This window comes from Deefgea sp. CFH1-16 (assembly GCF_016881365.1).
In the GTDB taxonomy this organism is placed as follows: domain Bacteria; phylum Pseudomonadota; class Gammaproteobacteria; order Burkholderiales; family Chitinibacteraceae; genus Deefgea.
On the sequence record NZ_WLYT01000001.1, the window covers coordinates 891362 to 907092 of the forward strand.

Below are 15731 nucleotides of genomic sequence, written 5' to 3' on the forward strand. Positions count from 1 at the left end.
ACGCTGCACGGAAACTTTTGCCTGACTACTTAATCTGTTGCTGCCAACGATTAATGCGCTGGCCGCACAGTTTATTTGGTTTCAGGCAAAACTTGCCGCACTTCTCGCGTCACGCCCGAAGGGCCCGGAAAAGGTAAAAATAAGCTGCGGATCAACCAAGGCACGGCCGGATCGAGCACGTCATTGAGGCTACGATTTCTGGCTCGTCCTTCATACAACTTGGCAAAATCGCCAGCAGCCAAGGCCTTACGATCCAAAATATCAACAAACACTTCGCGAGTGAACAGCGTTTCATTGATGGTTTGCGAGCCGATAATCCCCGTTTCTGGGTAGTAACGCGGAATAAAGGCAATACCGCCGCCGGTGTTGATGCGCTGATAACTCACTGAATAACCAATCGTGCCCCAAATCGGCTGCTGGTAAGAGGCATTTTTGCCGTCGTCAATTTGATAATCGAGCTGCACCAACCAATCGGCCAGCTTAGGATCGGTTTGCTGCACCAAGCCTTGGCGACGTAATTCAGTCGCCAATAGGTTTTCAAAGTCATAGCGCGCCAAGCTTTGGTCATCGGCTTTGGGGCGATCAATGGCAAATACTTTACCGGCCATGGATGCGGGTAAATCATGGCGAACAGAGACTTGTGAAACAAAAGTATTGGCACAACCGGCCAGTAACATCAGGCCAACCACAGCACTCCATCCGCGTAATTTCATGCTTTGATACTCCCCGCAATTTGTGGTGTATTCACCACCACATCACCACACTGCGCCCGGTGGCGTAAGGCATGGTCAATCAGCACCAAGGCCAGCATCGCCTCGGCAATTGGCGTAGCACGAATGCCCACACAAGGGTCATGTCGGCCAGTGGTGGCCATCATCACTGGATTGCCGTCTTTATCAATTGAGCGCCGCTCTTGTGCAATACTTGAGGTGGGTTTAACCGCCAAGTTCACAGTAATCGCTTGCCCTGTAGAGATACCCCCCAAGATACCGCCAGCATGATTACTAGCAAAACCTTGTGGTGTTAACTCATCACAATGCTCAGAACCGCGCTGAGCGATACTGGCAAAACCCGCGCCAATCTCAACACCTTTAACGGCATTGATATTCATCATCGCAAAAGCAATATCGGCATCCAGGCGATCATAAACCGGTTCACCCCAACCAACGGGGACGTTTTCGGCGACGACCGAAATTTGTGCGCCGACCGAATCACGCTCTTTGCGAATCGCATCCATATAGTCTTCAAGTTCCGGAACAATGGCATTATTGGGCGCAAAAAAAATGCATTTTCAGCCACCTGATCCCAGCTCACAAACGGGATATCAATTTCACCGAGCTTACTCATATAGCCACGAATTTCAACACCGTAGCGCGCTTTGAGCCATTTTTTGGCAATGGCGCCGGCAGCAACTCGCACCGCGGTTTCGCGCGCTGAAGAGCGGCCACCACCACGTGGATCGCGAATGCCATATTTATGCCAATAGGTGTAATCAGCATGGCCCGGACGGAAAGTTTCAACAATTTTGCCGTAATCTTGGCTGCGCTGATCTTGGTTGCGAATCAATAAGGCAATTGGCGTACCGGTGGTTTTGCCCTCATACACCCCCGACAAAATCTCCACCGTATCAGGCTCTTTGCGCTGCGTAACGTGACGGCTGGTGCCGGGCTTACGACGATCAAGCTCCAATTGAATATCCGCCTCAGACAGCGCCATTCCTGGTGGGCAGCCATCAACAATGCAGCCAATCCCTGCGCCGTGGCTTTCGCCAAACGACGTTACGGTAAACAATAAACCAATAGAATTGCCTGACATTGCCCGCCCCTAACTCAAAATGAATTTATGGCTGCAATTTTACCACGCGCATGCCTAATTGCCGCCGACTCTGTATGCGGAAGTTTTATTCAGACTAAAAAAAAAACCGCCCAAACACTGTTTGAGCGGCGCAAGTTCAAGCGGTAAAACTTTAAATTCAATTAAAAATCAGTACGTACGCCGACTGAGAACAAATCAGCGCTTTGGCCATTATTGAGTACATAGCCTGATTCAGTGGTGAAGTTAGCGTTTTTATCGTTATTCACTTTAGTATATGTTGCATATATACTTTGCTGCGTTTTGATAAATTATATGAAGCCGCAACCGAAACTTGATCAGCGCCAGAATCATTTAATGTTTCTACATCACCAGCTTGTACATACGATAGCAAGAAATTTAATTTCTCATATTTATACGAACCGGCAATGGCATAACTATCTTGAGTGCGTGATTGCTTGCCATCATCACGATCTACTTGTTCCCAAGTTAAACCTAGGCCGAAATCCATATATTTAACATTACCGCCCACCATAAAGCCGCTAATGCTTGAACCATTGGCAGTGCCAACTGGGCTAATTTTTGAAGAGGTATAGCTAGAAGTTTGGTCTTTGCCCATTGAATATGCAGCACCGACGTTAAACATATCATTTTTCCAATAGCCACCGATTTGATAGGTTGAGGCATCGTAAGTTGCTGTTTTTTCGCCAATGGTATACGAAGCATTGGCATTAAAACCGCTAAAATTAGGTGTTTCGTAATAAATCACTGAGCCTGAGCGAGCACCTAAACGACGCAATAATTGGCCATCACCCAAATAACCTGATGTATCATTCATTTCGCCTTCAATTGTTGGCGCAATGTTTTTGTATAGGTTTTTGTAGGCATTATCCATTTTACCAAAACGGGCAAAACCATAATCACCTTTATAACCGATATAGGTATCACGCGAGCCCCATACTGAAGCCGCTTCTTTATTGTATGGATCGCCAACACGGAAACGGCTTTCTAAAACCCAAACTAAATCACCACCGATATCTAATTTATCTACACCCGAAACACGGATACGTGAACTTTGATCGGCTAATTGGGTTTTATTGTCGCCATCATTTTTAGAACCGGCTTTCACACCCACTTGATCCGGGCTAAGATATTCCATCGCAGTACGAACACTACCGCTAATGGTGACTTCAGCAGAAGCTAATGGTGCTAACAATGCAGCAGCAATAGAAAGGGCAATAATTTTGCTCATATCGATTTAACTCTTATAAAAGGGATATTAAAATAAAGTAAAAAATTGTTTTAACTCTTCAATCAAACTTTTAGTGATGAGTTTAATTTTTTATATCTAAATATTAGCAGCTTCAAGTTACCAATATATGACAAACCGATAAAAGTACCCCTAAATCAGCCTCTCGTGTTGCACGCTTTCCACTTCGAGAAAACCCTAGGTTTAAACCCATTCATTTTTATTCTATACCACGGTATTGATTTAAAATTTTAGTTTCTACATTCAGCTGAACTACTTATTGCTGCCGCGTTACCAAAAAAAAATACGATTAATTGCGGCCTTTATTGGCATTGCTTTCACGAGCAAATCCACCCTTACAATTTTTTGCAACTCATACCATTAATACGGCACAACAATTTAATTTGATTTAATAAAAAAAGGCAGCCTAAGCTGCTTTTTTATCTATCGATGATTAAATCAATCGATTAGAAGCCGGTCCAAGTACCAACCAGAACGCGCAAGGTGTCGTCAGTTTTGTAGCCAGCAGAGCCGTCAACTTTAAACAATTGAGTGTCGGTGCCGTACATGTGGTAACGAGCTTGCAAGAATGCACCAGTATTTTTGCTCAAGCTGTAATCCCATTGAGCAGAAATTTGTTTAACACTGTTGTCCATATCTTTGCCGTTGAACTTACCATCCAACACTTCTTGCCAGCCCAAGCTGAAGGCATTTTTGCCAACAGAGTAAGTACCGCCAACTAAGTATTGATTTACTTCTAATTTTTGACCTACGTCTTTCCAAGTATTGTTTTTATACAATGCTTTCAAAGAGAAATCGCCAATTGAACCACGAGCACCAACAAAGTACATGTCGCTTGATGCACCAGCACCTACAGCGCGGAATTTAGTTACATCGCCTGAACCACCAGCACCTACTGGGAATTGACCAAAAACGCCGTCATTCTGACGTTGCCAGCCAGCATTTACAGCTACTGGACCAAATGCGCCATTAACACCAATGTCATAGCCGTTAGTCAAAGTGCTGCCAGCAGTTGCCGTACCGGCAGTGTCTGCACCAATTTTGTACTGAGCAGTGAAGTTAAAGCCACCGAAATCTGGAGAGAAGTAAGTGATTGCATCTTTCCATTTGTCGTTAACAGCACCGAAGTCAGCGCTCAAGTTACCTTGTGCTTTAGAGCCGTAAGGCCAGTCAAGAGTCAAGTAAGCGTTGGTAAATTGAGTACCGAAACGCAATTCACCCCAAGAGCCAGCGTAACCGATCCAAGCTTCACGACCGCCCCAACCGTCATAACGCCAGTCAGTTGCCACTTTTTGAGCTAGGCGCCATTTTCAAAGTGTCGCCATTGTCTAATTTATCTTTGCCGTCAACGTTAACCACGATGGCGATTTCTTCAGCCAAAGTTGTACCTTGAGCACCAGCTTGATTAGTACGTACGAACAGGTCCATTTCAGCAGAACCGTTGATAGAAACTTCAGCAAAAGCTGGGGCAGAAACGGCAGCAGCAACAGCTACAGCCATAAGAACGCGCTTGAACATTTATTATTCTCCAAAAGATACGAGAGTTAAGTTAAAACCACCGTAACAGCAGGCTACAACCTGAACAATTGTTGCCACTGCTTTACAGACTCGAGAATACTCACTGTTGATAGGCAAAGCAAAAACATGCCGATGCACTAAGGCAAACTGTATCTCGGATACAACAAAAAACGGCGCATTGCTGCGCCGTTTTTTTGTTTAAAACACTTATAAATCAGTGATTTGGCTGATTAGAAACCAGTCCAAGTACCTACTAAGATACGTGTCACGCTATCTTGACCGATCGCGCCGCCATCAATTTGCCAAGGAGCCGCAGCAACTGAATGTTTCTTAGCATCATCAAACATGTGATGACGAACTTGTACAAAGGCAGTCGAGTTTTTCGACAAGCTGTAGTTGTACTGAGCGTTTACAATGTTGATACCATCATCTTTAGTTACGCCGTCAACTTTACTATCAGCAATGTGTTGGAAGCCCAAATTCATATTGTGCTTGCCAGTGGTGTAACCGGCACGAACCAAGTATTGGTCAACAGTTGTTTTACCTGTAGACGTTTGAACATCTGCAACTTTGCCAGACCATTCATTGCGTTTAGCGCCAGCAGCTAAATCAAAGCCGCTTTCAAACTTGTAGATTGCACCCACATTATATGCACGAGCTTTATTGCTATCCACGCCAGAAACGAAATTACCGCTAGTACCCCAACCGCCATCACCTTTACCAAAAGTATCTGCAGCAGAAGACATAGTTTTGCTATTTTTCGATTCAGAGAAACCTGCGTCCATACGCAAGCCGCCGATGGCGTAGTTTGCAGTGATTTCGTAAGCGTTAGCATCAGTAGTGCCTGAACCTAAGTCATACTGAGCTTGGAATGCAAAACCGCCAAAGCTTGGTGAGAAGTAGCTGATTGCATTGGCATATTGCACGTTTTGCGCGCCGAAGTCAGCCCACATATTGCCCACGCCTTGCGCGCCATATGGCCAGTCTAATTGCAAGTATTGGTTAGAGAATTGGTTACCGAAGCGCGCTTCACCCCAAGTACCTTGGTAGCCGATCCAAGCTTCACGTTGACCGAAAGAGTCATAGCGACCTGGAGTTGCTACTTTTTGTGCGAGACGCCATTTCAATACGTCACCGCTGTCGAGTTTGTCTTTACCATCGATATTTACGATGATGGCGATTTCTTCAGCAAATGCGCCCTTACCATCGGTAGTTTGGTTAGTACGGTAGAAGAAGTCCATTTCAGCTGAACCCGAAATAGAAACTTCTGCCATTGCTGGCATTGCGAAGGCAGTTGATACCAAAGCACCAATCAATACACGCTTGAACATATTTTAAACTCCTGTTGAACAGATAATAACCACCCCAAAACGCAAGGTATGCTCGGCATTATCCAGACGCCTTCCATCGTAATCTGTGCAATAAGGTAGCTTTGAACAGTGTAAAACTTCACAACACAGCAACTAAAAATATTGCTGTCATAATATTTGCGTCAACTTAATCCTAAAGTGTGATTTGTTTACGACACCACCGCAGCCAAAACAGCAAGTACTTGACTTAGCAAGCAAATCAGCGGCAAAACCAACACAACACCAACACGCAACGATGACAAATTGCGATGCAAAAGAGAACAAATACACAGCAATTAAAAAAAACTGCGTTAAAAACCAGCCAAACAGTGGAAAAAACTCAATTGCAAGTAAAAATTCGTACCCCAACAACCCAAAACACCAATCCGCCAACACCTGCCTGACCCACTCCTACACAACGGAGACCATCAAAGCGCACCATAGGACTGAAGCCCATCGCTACAGATAACTACGGCGTATACACATAAAAAAAGCCAGTCGGCATCTCCGACTGGCTTTTAAAATCTAAGTTTTAATCAAAAATTGGATTGCATGGCATCTTTACATCAAAGCACTGTGGTATTCGCTCTCAAGTTTAACGCCCTACCATTCAATATTTAACCACCACTTATTTATATATAACGACTTATTTAGCCGCCATTACACGAACCATTTCCAATACTTTGCTTGAATAGCCCCATTCGTTGTCATACCAAGCTACCAATTTAACGAATGTTTTATCCAAAGCAATACCAGCATCCGCGTCAAACGTCGAAGTGCATGCTTCGCCACGGAAGTCAGTCGAAACGACTTTATCCGTGGTGTAACCCAACACGCCCTTCATTGCGCCTTCAGAAGCCGCTTTCATTACCGCGCAGATTTCTTCGTATGAGGCTTCTTTGTTCAACTCAACCGTCAAGTCAACCACCGACACATCCGAAGTTGGCACACGGAATGCCATACCGGTTAATTTGCCTTTGATTTCAGGAATCACCACGCCAACGGCTTTTGCTGCGCCAGTTGATGAAGGAATGATGTTTTCCAAAATACCACGGCCACCGCGCCAATCTTTGTTGGATGGACCATCAACGGTTTTTTGCGTTGCAGTTGCTGCATGCACTGTAGTCATCAGACCACGTTTGATGCCGAAGTTGTCGTTTAGGACTTTAGCAATCGGTGCCAAGCAATTGGTGGTGCATGAAGCATTAGAGATAATGGCTTCACCGGCATACGTTGCGTTGTTCACGCCGTAAACAAACATCGGTGTAGCGTCTTTACTTGGCGCAGACATGATGACTTTTTTCGCACCAGCGGCTAAATGCTTCTCGCAAGTTTCTTTAGTCAAGAATAGGCCAGTCGCTTCAACCACAACATCAGCGCCAATTTCGCCCCATTTCAATTCTGCAGGATCTTTTACAGCGGTCAGGCGAATTGTTTTGCCATTCACCACCAATTGGCCATCAACAACCGCAACATCACCTTTGAATTTGCCATGCACTGAGTCGTGCTTGAGCATATAAGCTAGGTAGTCTGGCTCAAGCAAATCGTTGATACCAACGATTTCAATATCATTGGCAAAGTCATAAACAGCTGCGCGAAACACCATACGGCCGATGCGGCCAAAACCATTGATACCAACTTTAATAGTCATGAATCATCTCCAGAAAAGAAATCAAATAAATCGGGACGACTAAGCATGCACTATTCAGAATAGGAGTGCCATTGCGCCACGACAAAGACCTTGCAAAAAAAACAGATTCACTGCGATACCCGCACAGCGCGCATCGCAATAGCGCAAAAATATAAACCAAGTGCGCTTTATCAGCAGCTAGGCAAAACGCCTAGCTACAATCATTACTCAGGACGCAAAGCAGCCGCTTCACGTGCTAGCGCAGTAATGCCAGCCCAATCGCCTTTAGCCACCATGTCTTTTGGGGCCAACCAAGAGCCGCCCACACAGCCTACATTTGGCAATGCCAATAATTTAGGCGCTGATTCCAAGCTCACGCCGCCTGTTGGGCAGAATAAGATTTGTGGCAATGGGCCGCCCATGGCTTTGAGCATACCCAAGCTACCCGCTTGCTCAGCAGGGAACAGCTTCATGGCATCAAAGCCTTCTTCAAGCGCAGCAATCGCTTCGGATGGCGTCATTACGCCCGGCAAGAGTTGAATACCGCAAGCACGAGCCGCAGCGGCCAATTTAGGCGTCAAACCTGGTGTTACCGCAAATACGGCACCGGCGTCTTTTGCCGCTTGGAATTGCTCAGGGCGAACCACGGTACCCACGCCAACAATCGCACCAGGTACGTTGTCACTAATCGCTTTCACCGCAGCCAATGCAGCTTCGGTACGCAAAGTCACTTCTAAGACACGGATGCCGCCGTCAACCAAGGCTTGTGCCAAAGGTACTGCGTGTTCCACGTTTTCGATTACGAGCACCGGCATAACCGAGCACGAGCGCATGATGTCACGAATCTGCATTTTTAACTCTTCCGTTTTACGTTATAAAAATAAGCTATCAAAAAAAACATAGCCCAAATAAAGCATAGAGTATATCGATCCAAACCAATCAAATCATGACCTAGATCGACATACCGTCAGATATAACCAGAACTACACATACTCAATGCGCTAAGCGCACGATCCTTTACCGTACAGGCAACACGAACCGCTTAATGCGCCAAACCCATGCTAACCGCGCCTTCTTCGGCTCCGGTTGCATTTTGGCGGAAAGTCGCAAATAACTCGCGACCCATGCCGTGTTCATTTTTACTTAGATCCGCTGTTACCACTTCACGCGCGGCCCATTCAGCAGCATCGACTTGTGCTTCAAGCACGCCGGTTTCGGCATTAAGCAAAATCATATCGCCAGTGCGCACTTTACCTAAGGCACCACCCGACACCACTTCTGGCGTAATGTGAATTGCAGCTGGCACTTTACCCGACGCGCCCGACATACGGCCATCAGTCACCAGCGCCACTTTGAACCCACGATCTTGCAACACGCCGAGTGGTGGCGTGAGCTTGTGCAGCTCTGGCATCCCATTGGCACGTGGACCTTGGAAGCGCACTACCGCAATAAAATCGCGCTCAAGTTCACCGCGTTTGAACGCAGCAATGACGTCTTCTTGATCGTCAAACACAATGGCTGGCGCATTCACTACGCGGAACTCAGGCGCAACCGCCGAAGTTTTAATCACCGCACGACCTAAATTACCTTGCAGCAACTTAGTGCCGCCATCGGCTTGGAATGGCTTGGCGACAGTACTTAATACTTCTGCATCGCCACTTTGTGTTGGCGCATCACGCCATACTACAACACCATTATCCAAGAAAGGCTCTTGAGCGTAATGACGTAAACCAAAGCCAGCGGCAGTCCACACATCGTTGTGTAATAAGCCAGCATCGAGCAATTCACGGATCACATAGCCCATGCCACCAGCAGCGTGGAAGTGATTCACATCGGCCGCGCCATTTGGATAGACTTTAGCCAACAACGGAATGATGCTCGATAGATCACTAAAGTCAGACCAATCGATAATGATGCCAGCGGCACGTGCAATGGCGATCAAGTGAATCGTATGGTTGGTCGAGCCACCAGTAGCCAGCAAACCAATAATGCCGTTGATGATGGTTTTTTCATCAACCACTTTACCGACAGGAATAAATTCATTACCCAGTGAGGTAATTTGCGCGGCGCGCTTGGCAGCTGCCACAGTCAACGCATCACGCAATGGCGTACCTGGATTGGTAAACGCTGCGCCTGGCAAATGCAGACCCATGATTTCCATCAGCATTTGATTGGAGTTGGCGGTACCAAAGAAAGTACAAGTACCCGCACCGTGGTAAGAGCCTTCTTCTGATGCCAACAAGGCATCGCGCCCTACTTTGCCCTCAGCAAAAAGCTGGCGAGTGACGTTTTTTTCTTTATTTGAAATACCGCTGGTCATCGGACCCGCTGGTACAAAAATCGTTGGCAGATGACCAAACTGCAATGCGCCGATCAACAAGCCCGGAACGATTTTGTCGCAAACACCAAGACATAAAGTCGCATCAAACATATTGTGCGACAAAGCCACTGCCGTTGACATCGCGATCACATCACGACTAAACAAAGACAATTCCATCCCTGCTTGACCTTGTGTCACGCCATCACACATTGCTGGCACACCGCCAGCAAACTGCGCCGTTGCGCCAACTTCGTGCGCAGCACGCTTAATCAGCGCTGGAAAAGCTTCAAATGGCTGATGCGCTGACAACATTTCATTGTATGAAGACACAATGGCCAGATTAGGCTGACGCATTTCACGCAACATGATTTTGTCGGTCTCTGGCATTGCAGCCCAAGCATGCGCCTGATTGGTACAGGCTAAACCTTTACGAACCGGCTCTTTACTTGCAGCGAGCTCCATACGTGCTAAATAACGACCACGAGACGCTTTACTGCGTTCAATAACACGTTGTGTTACTTCGACCAGACGAGGATGCAATGTCATACGGAACTCCTGATAGGCTGAGGGATCAGCACTCAGCTAAAATGCTTATGAAATTTGGCGTAGTTTTACTACAATCAGCGCGCCAGAGCAACCCAAAAAGTACGTCAGCCACTCCCGTTGCAACGCAACATTGGTGTTTAGTACCATGGACTTGACGCACAAAATGGTAAAAATACCTATAAGGAAAAACTTAAAATCTAAATTCGTTTGCACCGTCATTTAGGCATGTAGTAAGATTACAAAGCTTACTTGTTAACCTGTATCATTTTAGGTGCATATTAACCCCCCTTATAATCAGGAAGGATTTGCTGCAATGAACCCGATCGACGCTTTCGACATGGTATTTTTTGGCGGCACTGGTGACTTAGCCTTGCGCAAGTTACTGCCGGCACTTTACCACCAACACCAAGACGGCAACCTTCCAAAAGATGGCCGGATTATCTGCTTAGGCCGCAGCCCCTCAGACACGGCGAGCTATACCGCTAAAGCGCAAAGCAAAGCCAAAGAATTTTTGGGTAGCCACTATAACGAAGCCGATTGGGCTCAGTTCGCGGAACGCATCGAATACTTTAAAGTCGATGCCCATACCCTCAGCGACTTCGAGATTTTAGCTGAAGCACTGAATGTTTATCCAAATCGTAGCCGTGTATTCTACCTCTCAACTGCGCCAGATTTCTTTGCTCCAATTGCAAAAAATTTAGCTGCAGTCGGTCTTAACCAAGGCAATTCACGCGTCGTACTCGAGAAGCCACTCGGCCACGATTTAGAATCTTCGAATAAAATCAACGACGAAGTCGGCGAATACTTCCAAGAACAGCAAATTTACCGCATTGACCATTACTTGGGTAAAGAGCCGGTGCTGAATTTGATTGCATTGCGTTTTGCCAACACTTTGCTTGAGCCGCTATGGCGCCGGGAATGGATTCGCGACGTACAAATCACCGTTACTGAACAAGTCGGCGTTGAAACCCGCGCTGATTTTTATGACAAAACCGGTGCACTGCGCGATATGGTGCAAAACCATCTGTTGCAACTGCTCACGATTGTGGCGATGGAGCCGCCAGCATCCATTGATGCTGACGCAGTTCGTGACGAAAAACTCAAAGTATTGCGCGCACTCAAACCACTGACGCCTGAAAACGTGCACAACAAAGTCGTTCGCGGTCAGTATCGCGCCGGCGCAGTTGGCGGCAAAGCGGTTCCTGGCTATCAAGATGAGCCTGGCGTTCCAGCGGGTTCGAAAGCGGAAACCTTTGTGGCGTTAAAAGCCGAGATCGAAACTTGGCGCTGGGCTGGCGTGCCGTTCTTCTTGCGTACTGGTAAACGTTTGCAAGAACGTCTAGCTGAAATCGTGATTAATTTCCGCGCGGCACCGACGTCGATTTTTGGCAAAAACATGCAAGCGAACCGCATGGTGATTCAATTACAACCGGATGAATCAGTGCGTCTCTACCTGCTGGCCAAAGAACCTGGTCGTGAACGTTTGCGCGAAGTGTATTTGGACTTGGATTTCAAAGAAACCTTCAGCACTCGCAGTCCAGAAGCGTATGAACGTTTGTTGATGGATGTCATCAAAGGCGATCTATCGCTGTTTGTACGTCGTGACGAACAACGTGCCGCATGGCGCTGGGTTGAGCCGATTATCGAGAGCTGGGAAAATAGTTCAGAAGGTCCGAAAACCTATACGGCCGGCACTTGGGGCCCTGCAGCATCTTCTGCCCTGTTATCTCGCGATGGTTTGTGCTGGCACGAAGAATCTTGATCTGCAACAAACCTTAAAGAGTTTCCCTAATTTTTGACTGGATATGTCAAAATTGGGGAAACTCCGTATTGCATTGCACAATTATAAATCTGGAGATCCACGCATGACGTTGCAATGGCATGAGTTCACAAGTAAAGACGAACTCGACCTCAAACTCGCTCAATCCATTGCCCAACAACTCCAAGCGGCGATTACTGAGCGGGGCTCAGCGAGTCTGGCCGTATCAGGTGGCCGCACGCCAGCTGGCATGTTTAAAGCACTGCGAACCAGTGCGATTGATTGGTCAAAAGTGATCATTACCTTGGTGGATGAACGCTGGGTGCCGATCGATCACGCCGATAGCAATGAACGCCTGACCCGCGAAAATCTATTGCAAGACAATGCAGCCGCAGCGCAGTTTATTTCTATGGTCAACGATGCCGCAACGCCACATGCAGGTCTAGCAGGTATTGAAGCGCAGCTTAAACAAATCAAAGCCCCTATTGATATACTGATCTTAGGTATGGGTGATGACGGTCATACTGCGTCTTTATTCCCCAATGCCGCAGAGCTCGAAGCTGCCTGTGCATCCACAGACTGGGTTGCGGCAGTCACGCCGCCAGTTGCTCCGCATTCGCGTATCACCCTCACTTTGCCGACGATTGCTACAGCACGCAATCTGTACGTCCATATCACCGGTGAAGGCAAAAAAGAATTATTGCAACACGCCATGCAAGAACAAAAGTCACTGACCGAGCAATATCCAATTCGCCGTGTGCTCGACCAAAGCGAGCAGCCTGCTCAGGTTTATTGGACTGCTTAAGTGAACCGCTTTTCCTTTAACTTTTTTCTATCAACGCCAAAGCAGTCATCCTGCTTGGCGTTATTGCGTTTGATTGAGGGCGCTAAATAATGCTCGAACGAATCAAAGCAGTACTCGACACTTTGTCTAAATCCGAACGCAAAGTAGCTGATTTAGTGCTGGCGCAACCCAATTTAGTCGCCAATGCGCCGATTGCCCAAATTGCCGATCTGGCCGCCGTTTCTCAGCCTACCGTGATTCGCTTTTGCCGTTCACTCAATTGCTCAGGATTGCAAGACTTCAAACTACGCCTCACGCGCAGTTTGGTTTCTGGCGTGCCTTATGTGCATTCGATGGTCTCTGCGGATGACTCGGCGCATGACTTGGCAAAAAAATTATTCGACAATAATATTTCTCATCTACTGCGTTGTCGCAATGAACTCGATACCGATGTATTAGAAAAAGCCATCAAGATCTTATCTAACACCCCAAAAATTGAAGTTTGGGGTCAAGGCCAGTCGGGCGCGGTAGCGATTGATGCGCAAAATAAATTCTTCCGCCTTGGCGTGCCAACGGTTGCGTATACCGACCCCCATATGCATGGCATGAGCGCATCGATGCTCAAACCCGGTGATGCGGTAATTGCGGTCTCCAATTCGGGCCGTACTTTAGATATGCTGCGCTCGGTCGAAATTGCGCGTGATTCGGGTGCCGATGTGATCGGCATTACCCATTCCAAATCACCAATGGCCAAACGCTGCAATATTTGTCTGTTTGCCGACACGATGGAAGATCCAGACCTTTACACGCCAATGATTACCCGCATCGTGCATTTGGTCATCATCGACGTATTGGCTGTGGGTGTTGCACTCAAACGTGGCCCTGAGCTGATCGATCAGCTCGAGAAAATGAAACGCAATATGAAAGAAAAACGAGTTCGTGGACATGAGCACTAAAAAAAATTCGCCCTCACACGACAATACCTGCAAGCGATCAACAAGGAACGATCCCGATGTCTAACCTAACCTCTTCTCCTGCTTGGCTGGCACTTGCTGAGCACTTTAAAGAAGTGTCACCGATGCATATGCGCGATTTGTTTAATAATGATCCGCATCGATTTGAAAGGTTTTCGCTTGAATCGGGTGGTCTATTTTTTGATTACTCAAAAAACAGAATTACCGAAAAAACCATGAGCCTGCTCATGGACTTAGCACGTCAATCGGGCTTGGTGGATCGCGTTGAAAAAATGTTTTCTGGTGAAAAAAATCAACACCACCGAAATCGTGCGGTACTGCATACCGCATTACGTAATTTAGACCGTACGCCGATCATGGTCGACGGCGAAGACGTGATGCCCAAAGTCAATGCCGTGAAAGAGCAAATTGGCGTGTTTTCCGACAAAGTTCGCTCAGGTGAATGGCAAGGCTACACCGGCAAACCGATTACCGATATTGTGAACATCGGCATTGGCGGTTCAGACTTAGGTCCGCTAATGGTCTGCCAAGCTCTCAAAGAATATGGTCATGCTCGTTTAACGATGCACTTTGTGTCGACTGTTGATGGCGACCAAATCGTCTCAACGCTTAAGCAGCTTGATCCTGAAACCACGTTATTTATTGTTGCGTCAAAAACCTTTACCACCCAAGAAACCATTACCAATGCGCGCACTGCCCGCAAATGGTTCCTGTCGAGCGCGCTCGAAGAAAAACACATCGCTAAGCACTTTGTTGCCGTTTCGACCAATAGCAAAGCCGTGGCTGAGTTTGGTATCGACATCAACAATATGTTTGAAATTCTGGGATTGGGTTGGCGGTCGTTACAGCCTGTGGTCAGCGATTGGCCTGCCGATTGCGATCTTCTTGGGTAAACATAACTACCAAGATTTGCTGCATGGCGCATACACCATGGATCAACACTTCCGTGGCAAACCACTCGAGCAAAATCTACCGGTCATTATGGGGATGCTCGGCATTTGGTATGCCAACTTCTTTGATGCCACTACGTATTTGATTTCGCCATACAACCAATGCTTGTCGCGCTTTCCAGCCTACTTGCAACAATTGGATATGGAATCAAACGGCAAATCGATTGACCTTGATGGCAATCGTGTTGATTACGCTACCGGCCCTGTGGTTTGGGGTGATGCGGGTATTAACGGCCAGCACGCATATTATCAAATGCTGCATCAAGGTACCCAGCTACTGCCTATCGACTTTATTGCGACCATTGAGCATCCGGACATTCCAGAGCCACACAGCACCATTTTGATGGCCAATGTGTTTGCCCAAACCGAAGCCTTTATGCGTGGTAAAAACGAAGCCGAAGTTCGAGCCGAACTTGACAAGGCTGGTATTACTGGTGAAGCCCAAGAAAAACTCGTGCCACACAAGATTTTCAAAGGCAATCGCCCGACCAATACCATTTTGATGCAACGCTTAACACCGCGCCGCTTAGGTGCGTTGATTGCCCTGTATGAACATAAAGTATTCGTGCAAGGCACCGTATGGAATGTCAATTCCTACGATCAATGGGGCGTTGAGCTCGGCAAGCAATTAGCCAAGGCGATCGAGGCCGATCTAACTACCCCAGGTCTGACACATTCGCATGATGCATCAACCAATGGTTTAATCAATTACTACAAGCGGAACACCCCGCGCTAACCCAAAAGGGCGACTACTCGTCGCCCATTTACAAACAATATCCGAACCGATCATCGGATGTGTACCACAACACCACTCACAAG

11 protein-coding genes and 2 pseudogenes are annotated in these 15731 nt (G+C 47.1%); 4 read left to right on the forward strand and 9 right to left on the reverse strand.

Annotated elements, in window-relative coordinates:
• Positions 1–71: 71 nt before the first annotated feature.
• The 9 genes and pseudogenes from GKO28_RS04740 to edd all read right to left on the reverse strand — a co-directional run bounded on the left by GKO28_RS04740 (position 72) and on the right by edd (position 10445).
• Entirely contained in the window at positions 72–713 is a 642-nt protein-coding gene (locus GKO28_RS04740; protein ID WP_173532223.1) for a DUF4136 domain-containing protein, read from the reverse strand.
• Positions 710–1815 (reverse strand): annotated as a pseudogene (gene aroC, locus GKO28_RS04745) (chorismate synthase). The gene GKO28_RS04740 and the pseudogene aroC overlap by 4 nt, the downstream one beginning before the upstream one ends.
• 262 nt (positions 1816–2077) lie before the next feature.
• The gene (locus GKO28_RS04750) at positions 2078–3064 is read right to left on the reverse strand and encodes a porin (RefSeq protein WP_182075523.1); all 987 of its coding nucleotides are present in this window, start codon (positions 3062–3064) and stop codon (positions 2078–2080) included.
• A gap of 464 nt (positions 3065–3528) precedes the next feature.
• Entirely contained in the window at positions 3529–4371 is an 843-nt protein-coding gene (locus GKO28_RS04755; RefSeq protein ID WP_182075524.1) for a porin, read from the reverse strand.
• Complete coding sequence (locus GKO28_RS04760; protein WP_182075525.1) at positions 4361–4600, reverse strand: porin; 240 nt, start codon at positions 4598–4600, stop codon at positions 4361–4363. Before GKO28_RS04760 ends, GKO28_RS04755 begins: the two co-directional genes overlap by 11 nt.
• 230 nt (positions 4601–4830) lie before the next feature.
• A complete protein-coding gene (locus GKO28_RS04765) occupies positions 4831–5931 on the reverse strand; it encodes a porin (RefSeq protein WP_182075526.1) in 1101 nt (366 codons plus the stop codon).
• A 664-nt stretch (positions 5932–6595) separates the two neighbouring features.
• Positions 6596–7600: a type I glyceraldehyde-3-phosphate dehydrogenase gene (gene gap, locus GKO28_RS04770; protein ID WP_182075527.1), complete on the reverse strand. Its 1005-nt coding sequence runs from the start codon at positions 7598–7600 to the stop codon at positions 6596–6598.
• Between the two features lie 203 nt (positions 7601–7803).
• Positions 7804–8430, reverse strand: a complete 627-nt coding sequence (gene eda, locus GKO28_RS04775; protein WP_182075528.1) for a bifunctional 4-hydroxy-2-oxoglutarate aldolase/2-dehydro-3-deoxy-phosphogluconate aldolase — start codon at positions 8428–8430, stop codon at positions 7804–7806.
• A gap of 191 nt (positions 8431–8621) precedes the next feature.
• Positions 8622–10445, reverse strand: a complete 1824-nt coding sequence (gene edd / locus GKO28_RS04780) for a phosphogluconate dehydratase (protein WP_182075529.1) — start codon at positions 10443–10445, stop codon at positions 8622–8624.
• A gap of 313 nt (positions 10446–10758) precedes the next feature.
• Here edd and zwf point away from each other — a divergent pair, with 313 nt between their 5' ends.
• The 4 genes and pseudogenes from zwf (at position 10759) to pgi (ending at position 15648) form a co-directional block, all read left to right on the forward strand.
• Positions 10759–12207, forward strand: a complete 1449-nt coding sequence (gene zwf, locus GKO28_RS04785) for a glucose-6-phosphate dehydrogenase (protein ID WP_182075530.1) — start codon at positions 10759–10761, stop codon at positions 12205–12207.
• A 103-nt stretch (positions 12208–12310) separates the two neighbouring features.
• Positions 12311–13009: a 6-phosphogluconolactonase gene (pgl, locus tag GKO28_RS04790; protein ID WP_182075531.1), complete on the forward strand. Its 699-nt coding sequence runs from the start codon at positions 12311–12313 to the stop codon at positions 13007–13009.
• A gap of 89 nt (positions 13010–13098) precedes the next feature.
• Complete coding sequence (hexR, locus tag GKO28_RS04795) at positions 13099–13944, forward strand: transcriptional regulator HexR (RefSeq protein ID WP_173532233.1); 846 nt, start codon at positions 13099–13101, stop codon at positions 13942–13944.
• 56 nt (positions 13945–14000) lie between these two features.
• Positions 14001–15648 (forward strand): annotated as a pseudogene (gene pgi / locus GKO28_RS04800) (glucose-6-phosphate isomerase).
• The last annotated feature ends 83 nt before the right edge of the window (positions 15649–15731 follow it).

Bases quoted from the DNA above. Each gene is read 5' to 3' on its own strand.
- GKO28_RS04740 (WP_173532223.1), bottom strand. From the start codon at position 713: ATGAAATTACGCGGATGGAGTGCTGTGGTTGGCCTGATGTTACTGGCC.
- GKO28_RS04750 (WP_182075523.1), bottom strand. From the start codon at position 3,064: ATGAGCAAAATTATTGCCCTTTCTATTGCTGCTGCATTGTTAGCACCA.
- GKO28_RS04760 (WP_182075525.1), bottom strand. From the start codon at position 4,600: ATGTTCAAGCGCGTTCTTATGGCTGTAGCTGTTGCTGCTGCCGTTTCT.
- GKO28_RS04765 (WP_182075526.1), bottom strand. From the start codon at position 5,931: ATGTTCAAGCGTGTATTGATTGGTGCTTTGGTATCAACTGCCTTCGCA.
- gap (WP_182075527.1), bottom strand. From the start codon at position 7,600: ATGACTATTAAAGTTGGTATCAATGGTTTTGGCCGCATCGGCCGTATG.
- eda (WP_182075528.1), bottom strand. From the start codon at position 8,430: ATGCAGATTCGTGACATCATGCGCTCGTGCTCGGTTATGCCGGTGCTC.
- edd (WP_182075529.1), bottom strand. From the start codon at position 10,445: ATGACATTGCATCCTCGTCTGGTCGAAGTAACACAACGTGTTATTGAA.
- zwf (WP_182075530.1), top strand. From the start codon at position 10,759: ATGAACCCGATCGACGCTTTCGACATGGTATTTTTTGGCGGCACTGGT.
- pgl (WP_182075531.1), top strand. From the start codon at position 12,311: ATGACGTTGCAATGGCATGAGTTCACAAGTAAAGACGAACTCGACCTC.
- hexR (WP_173532233.1), top strand. From the start codon at position 13,099: ATGCTCGAACGAATCAAAGCAGTACTCGACACTTTGTCTAAATCCGAA.